This is a genomic window from Dietzia sp. CW19 (assembly GCF_014145265.1).
GTDB lineage: Bacteria > Actinomycetota > Actinomycetes > Mycobacteriales > Mycobacteriaceae > Dietzia > Dietzia natronolimnaea.
On sequence record NZ_JAALEE010000123.1, the window covers coordinates 1 to 7,589 of the forward strand.

The following is a 7,589-nucleotide window of genomic DNA, read 5'->3' on the forward strand; positions in this document are numbered from 1 at the left end:
TCGGGGGCCGCCCGTTCCTCACCGTCGGCCGACAGTCACTGGCGAGGTTCGTCGGTCCGCTCGCCACCCGCGAGGCGCTGGTGAGGGTGGTAGACCCGCCCGAGGGGACGATCCCCGCCCGGTGGCGGCTCCTGCTCGACCGTGGTCCCTACTCGGCCGAGGGCGAGCGGGCGCTGTTCACCGCGCACCGGGCGGACGTGCTGGTGACCAAGGACTCGGGCGGCGTGCACACCTGGCCGAAGATGGCGGTGGCCGCCGAACTCGGGGTGCCGGTGGTCGTGGTGCGCCGCCCGGGGGCCGCTCCGGGTGTAGAGGTGGTGGCCGACGCGGTGTCCGCCGTCGACCGGGTCGGGACCCTGGCCTGAGGAGGCTCCGGACGCCGGGTTCCGGGCCGATCCACAGGGTCCGATGACGGGGTTAACACACGTGTAGAGACGATCGACGCCTCGCCTGGCCGCGTCCGTCCTCGCCGGACCCGATCTCGCGCGGGTCTGCATCGTCGCAGGTCAATCAGGTCGAGGACGGTGGACTGGCCTCACGTATCACGACTCCGGCGCCACCCGCAGGGACTTCGCCCAGCCCGGCGCCGCCGAGAACATGATCAGAGAAATCGGCCTAAACACAGAAATGTTCGGACACCTCAGAATAGTGTGGTCTCCATCACACCAGGAGGCCGAGTGTTATCAGTTCGTAATCTCGAGGTCGTCTACGACGACGCGATGCTCGTCATCAGAGGTGCGAGTTTCGACGTGCCGGACGGCCACATCGTCGCGCTGCTGGGCGCGAACGGAGCCGGCAAGTCGACTCTGTTGCGCAGCCTCTCCGGACTGCTCGATGTCCACAACGGGGCCATCACCAAGGGGTCGGTCACCCTCGACGGGGAGGACATGGGCTCGCTGAGCGCACCCGCGATCGCGCGCCACGGCGTCAAGCACGTCCTCGAGGGGCGGCGCATCTTCAAGGAGTTCTCGGTCGAGGAGAACCTGCGCATCGGCGCGCACGTCACGCGCCGCCACCTCCGCGAGGGTCTCGAGCGCGTCTACGGGCTCTTCCCGGTGCTCCACGACCGCCGGTCGCGGGTCGCCGGCTACCTGTCCGGCGGCGAGCAGCAGATGCTGGCGATCGGCCGGGCGCTCATGTCCGCGCCCCGATACCTCCTGCTGGACGAGCCGAGCCTGGGCCTGGCGCCCAAGATGGTGGAGCAGATCCGGGACATCATCGTCGAGATCAACTCGCAGGGGACCGGGGTGCTGCTGGTCGAGCAGAACGCGGCGATGGCGCTGTCGATCGCCCGACACGGGTACGTGGTGGAGACCGGCCGCGTGGTCATGGACGGGCCCGCGGCGGACCTGCTCGACAACGACGACATCCGCGAGTTCTACCTGGGCGCGCGCTCGGACTCCGACGAGACGAAGTCCTATCGCGACGTCAAACAGTACCGGCGGCGCAAGAGGTGGGCGTCATGACGAACCCGTCCACCTCCACCCCGGTCGTCGAGTTCTCGCAGGTGAGCCTGGCCTTCGGGAACCTCAAGGCGATCGACGGCGTCGACTTCACCGTCAACCCGGACGAGCTCTTCGCGATCATCGGCCCCAACGGCGCCGGGAAGACCAGCATCTTCAACGTCCTCTCGGGCGTGTACCGGCCGCAGCAGGGGTCGGTGAAGCTCAGGGGACAACAGCTCCTGGGGATGCGTCCGCACAAGATCGCCCGCCTGGGGGTCGCCCGGACGTTCCAGAACGTCGAGTTGTTCGCCAACCTGACGTTGGTCGACAACCTCATGCTGGGCCGGCACGTGAAGTTCCGCTACGGCACGCTCGCGGCGATCGCCTGGGTGGGGCCGGCCAGACGCCAGGAGGAACTGAACCGCGCCGCGGTCGAGGAGATCATCGACCTGCTGGAGCTGCAGGCGTGGCGCAAGCTCCCGGTGGGCCTGCTGCCCTACGGCATCCAGAAGCGCATCGAGCTCGGGCGGGCACTGGCGATGGAGCCGGAGATCCTCCTGCTGGACGAACCCGTGGCCGGGATGAACCTCGAGGAGACCGAGGACACCGCGCGCTTCCTGCTCTCGATCCGACAGGAGTTCAAGACCCCCATGATCCTCGTCGAGCACGACATGAGCCTGGTGATGGACATCGCGGACCGCGTGCTGGCCATCGACTTCGGCGCCCCGCTGGCCCTCGGCACCCCCGCGGAGGTCCAGAGCCACCCGGCGGTGGTGGAGGCCTATCTGGGCGGCCAGGCCGCGGCGCCCGCGTCCGGAGGGGGGAGCTGATGAGCACCACCACTCTGGCCACGCGGGTCCGCGACAACGCCGCCGCCCACCCCGGGGACGTGGCACTGCGCAGGAAGTCCCGGGGTGTCTGGCAGCCGACGACCTGGGCGCAGTACTGGGACCAGATCCAGGACGTCGCGCACGCGCTGATCGCGCTCGGTATCGACACCCAGGACCGCGTCGCGATCCACAGCGAGAACCGGCCCGAGTGGCTGATCTGCGACATCGCGACAGTGGCCGTCCGGGGCGTCAGCGTGGGGGTCTACCCGACCAACCCGGCCGCGGAGGTCGGATACCTGCTGGAGAACAGCCAGGTCAGGCTGCTGGTGGCAGAGGATCAGGAACAGGTGGACAAGGCACTGGCGGTCTCCGACCAGTGTCCGGACCTCGCGCACATCGTGTACCTGGAGCCGCGCGGGATCCGGGGACACTACGACGACGAGCGCCTCATCTACTGGGACGACTTCCTTGCACTCGGTCGCGAGCACCGTCAGAGGGACGACGGGGCGGTGAACCGGCGGATGGAGCAGGCACAGCCCGACGACCTGATCACCCTCGTCTACACCTCGGGATCGACCGGCCCGCCCAAGGGAGCCATGCTCACCACGTCCAACGTCGAGTTCGCGATCGACACCGTCATGACCCGCGGGGGGACGTCCGATCCGCCGCCGGGACCGTCCGACTACGTGCTCACCTACCTCCCGCTCTCGCACGTCGCCGAGCGCTTCTTCACCACCTGGATGAGCTGCGCGAGCCGGCTCCAGGTGACGTTTGCCGAGTCCATCGACACCGTCCCCCAGAACCTCCAGGAGGTGCAGCCCACCCTGGTGATGGGTGTTCCGCGGATCTGGGAGAAACTCCTGGCCTCGGCCCAGATTCGTCTGGAGGACGCCACCTGGCTCAAGCGGAAGTGGTCGGGCTTCTGGCTGGCGCGGGCCGAGCGGATCGGCGATGCCCTGGTCTCGAACGGCGGCCGGCACACCCCGGCCAGCCGCACGTGGTACGTGCTGGGGTGGATCTGCATGTACCGGGCGCTGCGGGTCCGGACGGGATTGCGGTACGCGCGCTACGCGGTCTCCGGAGCTGCGCCGATCGCCCCGGAGGTGCTCAAGTTCTTCATGGGGATCGGTGTACCGATGCACGAGCTCTACGGGATGACCGAGAACTCGGCGATCGCCACCACCAACAAGCCCGGACGGGTGAAGCTCGGAACCGTGGGTGAGCCCCACGAGGGCACCGAGCTGAAGATCGACGAGACCACGGGCGAGATCCTGGTCCGGAGCCCGGCGGTGTTCGCCGGGTACTGGCGCAACCCGGAGAAGACGGCCGAGACCATCGACGCCGAGGGCTGGCTCCACACCGGGGACGTGGGCGAATGGGTCGACGGGACCCACGTCACGATCACCGACCGGATGAAGGACATCATCATCACCGCCGGCGGCAAGAACGTGTCCCCGTCGGAGGTCGAGAACGCCCTCAAGGTGTCCCCCTACATCAAGGAGGCCCTCGTGATCGGCGACGGCCGCAGGTTCCTCACCGCGCTCATCGGGATCGAGCTCGACACTGTCGGCGACTGGGCCACCCGCAAACGGATCGCCTACACCACCTACCGCGACCTGACGGAGAAACCCGAGGTCCGCGAGCTGGTGCAGGGGGTCGTCGACACCGCCAACGAGAGGTTCAACGCCGTGGAGCAGGTCAAGGCGTTCGCACTGCTGCCCAAGGAACTCGATCACGACGAGGGCGAGCTGACCGCGACCCAGAAGGTCAAGCGCTCGGCGGTGACGGGGATGTTCGCGGACCTCGTCGACGAGCTTTACGAGGGGGCACGATGACCCAGTTTCTCAGTGCCCTGAGCGTCGGTCTGGGTTCGGGTGCCATCTACGCACTCGTCGCGATCGGCTTCGTCATGATCTTCAAGGCCACCGGCGTTATCAGCTTCGCGCAGCCCGCGTTCCTCATGTCCGGTGCGATCATCGTCAGCTTCCTCGCTCCGGTGATGGGCTTCTACGTCGGAGCGATCCTCGGGGTGGTCGCCATCGGCGTCGTGGCTCTGCTGGTCGAACGGACGGCGATCCGACCGATGATCGGTAAGGCGGTGTTCATCATCGCGATCATCACCGTGGGACTGGATATCGTCCTCCGCACGATCGCCGGCATGTTCCTGGGTTCTCAACCGCGGTCGGTCGGGGACCCGTGGGGAACCGACGTGTCGGTGATCGCCGGGGTCGTCGTCCAACACAGGCACGTGGCGGCGTTCGTCACCGCCACGGTGATCGTCATCGCCCTCCTGCTGTTCTTCCGGTATTCCTCGGTCGGCCTGGCGATGCGGGCGGTCGCCTCCGACCAGGAGGCCGCGATGGCCCAGGGGGTGAGCGCCAGCCTGATCTTCGCGCTGTCGTGGGCGATGGCCGGTGCGCTGGCCGCGATCGCGGGGATCTTCGCCGCGACCGGCGGTCCTATCGGCAACACCCTGTGGTTGGTGGGACTCATCGCACTGCCCGCGATCGTCATCGGCGGGTTCGACTCGATAGGTGGCGCGATCATCGGCGGCCTGACCATCGGTATCGCCCAGGCCGTCGTGTCGACCTATCACAACCAGTGGTTCCCGGAACTCACCACCAATCTCGGACCGCTGATGCCCTGGATCATCATGCTGGCGGTGCTTCTCGTCAGGCCACACGGACTGTTCGGCACCAAGGAGGTGGAACGGGTATGAGCCATCTCGTATCTTCAGCGGACCCATCCGATACCTCGAGCGGGTCCCGCGGGTCGGCCGGGTCCGCATCGGGATCCCCGACGTCGCAGTCGGGGGCCGGAGGTCGGACCGGTTTCTTCGGACGGCCCCGCGGTCGGCCGGAGCTGTACTCCAGTTACCGGCAGGAACAGGCGCTGTTCAACACGCGCGCCAAGGCGGTCGGCGCCGCGATACTCATCGGAATCGCGGTACTCCTGCCGTTCAACGTCAGCGACGACCTGTTGCGGATCCTCGGCCTGGGACTCGTTCTGGCCATCGGCGGTATCGGGCTCAACCTGATCACCGGCTACGCAGGTCAGATCTCCCTCGGCCACGCGTTCTTCGTCGGGGTCGGGGCGTACACCGCATCGGTGGTGGCCGGCGATCCCGAAGGGCGCGCACTGGGCCTGGGCATCACCTTCGTCCCGGTGTGGATCATCGCCGCGGGTGCGATGGCGGCGCTCTGCGGGGTGGTCGTCGCCCCCTTGGCCACCAGGCTGCGGGGTCTGTATCTCGCGGTGGTGACGCTGGGCCTCGTGTTCCTCGGCACCTACATCTTCACCGAGTGGTCGAGTGTCACCGGGGGGCCGGGAGTCGGTCGCGAAGCACCGCGCCCCGTCGTGTTCGGCAACGACCTCACCCTGGACAGTGCGTTCACCTCGGACCAGAAGCTGTACTGGTTCTTCCTCGCACTCCTCCTGATCGGGGCGCTCGCGGCCCGGAACATCGCCCGCTCGCGGATCGGGCGCGCCTTCGGGGCGATCCGCGATCGCGACATCGCGGCAGGTGTCATGGGCGTCGACCTGGCGCGCTACAAGCTCATCGCGTTCACGGTCTCGTCGTTCTACGCCGGCGTGTGCGGGTCACTGCTGTTCGTCGCGAACCGACACTTCGGGCCGGAGCAGTTCGGACTGATCATGTCGATCCAGTTCGTCGCCATCGTCTTCATCGGCGGGGCCGCGACCATCTCCGGGTCGATCATGGGCGCCCTGCTGATCGCGTCACTTCCCCGGATCTCGGCGGAGGTCGCCCACCTGTTCCCGTTCATCTCCACTGCACCCAACGCCAGCCCCAACATCTTCGAGGTCGAGGCGATTCTGTACGGCGGCCTCATCGTGGCGTTCCTGTTGTTCGAACCGCGCGGTCTGTACGGCGTGTGGCTGCGAATGCGGATGTATTGGAAGAGCTTCCCGTTCACCTACTGAACCCACCCACTGAACACCTGAGGAGAACACCATGAAGTCGAAGACACTACGCAGCGGGGTGGCCGGCCTGTCGGCGATCGCCCTGGTCCTGGCGGGCTGTGGCCGCGACGACGGCGGAGACACCGAGGTCGCCGGCGTCACCGAGGAACCGTGCCCACAGGCGATCGATGACTCGAAGGGCTGCATCTACCTGGGAGCGATCACCGACCTGACGGGACCGTTCTCACCGATCGGCGCCCCGATGATCGAGGGCTCCCAGGCCTACTGGCAGAACGTCAACGAGAACGGCGGCATCGGCGACTACGAGGTCGACATGGTGACCCACGTCCGGGACAACGCCTACAACGAGACCACCCACTCCCAGGAGTACCGGGAGATCAGGGACCAGGTCCTGATGTTGGCCCACTCGATGGGCACCGCCCACACCAACGGCATCCTCGACGACACCCGGCAGCAGAACATCGTCACGGTCCCCGCATCCCTGGGGTCGAACTGGCTGTTCGAGGAGGGCGTCATGGAGTTCGGCACCAGCTACTGTGCCGAGGCCATGAACATGGTGGACTACGCCGTCGACAACTTCGACGCGACGAGTGTCGGCGCGGTGCACTTCCCCGGTGACTACGGTGACGACGCCGCCAAGGGCGCGGAGATCGCCGCCGAGGAACGCGGTGTCGAGTTCACCCGGTACACCACGGCCCCCGGCGGGACCGACGAGCAGACCGCGGTGATCCAGCGGATCCTGGCAGATCAACCGGACGTCGTGGTCCTCTCCACCAGTGCGATCGAGACCGGCGCCATCGTGGGTGCCACCGTCGCGCAGGGGTTCGAGGGCCAGTTCATCGGTTCCACTCCCACGTGGAGCGCCGGTCTGATGGGAAGCCAGGCCGCGCCGGCACTCGAGGCGCGCTACCTGCACGCCGGAGCGGTGGCTCCGTGGGGCCACGACTCGGAAGGCCACATCGAGATGCGGGAGGTCGCCGAATCCATGGGGACCGAGCCCGATGACTGGTTCGTCCTGGGTTGGGGTGCCTCGTCGGTCATCCACGGACTCCTGGAGCAAGCGGTCGAGAACGATGAGCTCACCCGAAGCGGTCTCTACGAGTCGGTCGACTCGCTGACGGGGGTCGACACCGGTGGGATGTTCGCGGAGGGAGCCGGGGACTACTCGGGAGACGTCAACGAGAACGCGTCCCGCTCGAGCATCATCAACCGGATCGAGCCGGGCAGTCCCACGGGCCTCGTCCTGGAGGAGGAGTGGTACGAGGGACCCACGGCGGCCGACTTCGAGTACACGGAGGCGTGCTACCTGATGTGACCGCCCTGAGGTGATCCTCTCAGCGGATACCGGCCGCCCGTCGACCACTGTCGACGG

7 protein-coding genes are annotated in these 7,589 nt (G+C 67.4%); all 7 read left to right on the top strand.

The annotated features are described in order from the left end of the window. The coding region (locus tag G6021_RS04315; protein ID WP_182640736.1) for a precorrin-6A/cobalt-precorrin-6A reductase at window positions 1–365 on the top strand (365 nt) is incomplete at its 5' end. A 312-nt stretch (window positions 366–677) separates the two neighbouring features. Next, window positions 678–1,466, top strand: a complete 789-nt coding sequence (locus tag G6021_RS04320) for an ATP-binding cassette domain-containing protein (protein WP_182640737.1) — start codon at window positions 678–680, stop codon at window positions 1,464–1,466. Further along, window positions 1,463–2,275 carry an ABC transporter ATP-binding protein gene (locus G6021_RS04325; RefSeq protein WP_182638973.1) on the top strand — a complete coding sequence of 271 codons (813 nt, stop codon included), beginning with the start codon at window positions 1,463–1,465 and terminating at the stop codon, window positions 2,273–2,275. Before G6021_RS04320 ends, G6021_RS04325 begins: the two co-directional genes overlap by 4 nt. Further along, entirely contained in the window at window positions 2,275–4,110 is a 1,836-nt protein-coding gene (locus G6021_RS04330) for an AMP-binding protein (protein WP_179524133.1), read from the top strand. The genes G6021_RS04325 and G6021_RS04330 overlap by 1 nt, the downstream gene beginning before the upstream one ends. Beyond that, window positions 4,107–4,994: a branched-chain amino acid ABC transporter permease gene (locus tag G6021_RS04335; RefSeq protein ID WP_179524134.1), complete on the top strand. Its 888-nt coding sequence runs from the start codon at window positions 4,107–4,109 to the stop codon at window positions 4,992–4,994. Before G6021_RS04330 ends, G6021_RS04335 begins: the two co-directional genes overlap by 4 nt. Further along, on the top strand, window positions 4,991–6,217 hold the full coding sequence (locus tag G6021_RS04340) for a branched-chain amino acid ABC transporter permease (RefSeq protein WP_179524135.1): 1,227 nt from the start codon (window positions 4,991–4,993) through the stop codon (window positions 6,215–6,217). Before G6021_RS04335 ends, G6021_RS04340 begins: the two co-directional genes overlap by 4 nt. A 31-nt stretch (window positions 6,218–6,248) precedes the next feature. Next, complete coding sequence (locus tag G6021_RS04345) at window positions 6,249–7,532, top strand: ABC transporter substrate-binding protein (protein ID WP_179524136.1); 1,284 nt, start codon at window positions 6,249–6,251, stop codon at window positions 7,530–7,532. The last annotated feature ends 57 nt before the right edge of the window (window positions 7,533–7,589 follow it).

Coding starts and splice junctions, on each gene's coding strand:
- G6021_RS04325 (WP_182638973.1), top strand. CDS start 1,463: ATGACGAACCCGTCCACCTCCACCCCGGTCGTCGAGTTCTCGCAGGTG.
- G6021_RS04340 (WP_179524135.1), top strand. CDS start 4,991: ATGAGCCATCTCGTATCTTCAGCGGACCCATCCGATACCTCGAGCGGG.
- G6021_RS04335 (WP_179524134.1), top strand. CDS start 4,107: ATGACCCAGTTTCTCAGTGCCCTGAGCGTCGGTCTGGGTTCGGGTGCC.
- G6021_RS04330 (WP_179524133.1), top strand. CDS start 2,275: ATGAGCACCACCACTCTGGCCACGCGGGTCCGCGACAACGCCGCCGCC.
- G6021_RS04345 (WP_179524136.1), top strand. CDS start 6,249: ATGAAGTCGAAGACACTACGCAGCGGGGTGGCCGGCCTGTCGGCGATC.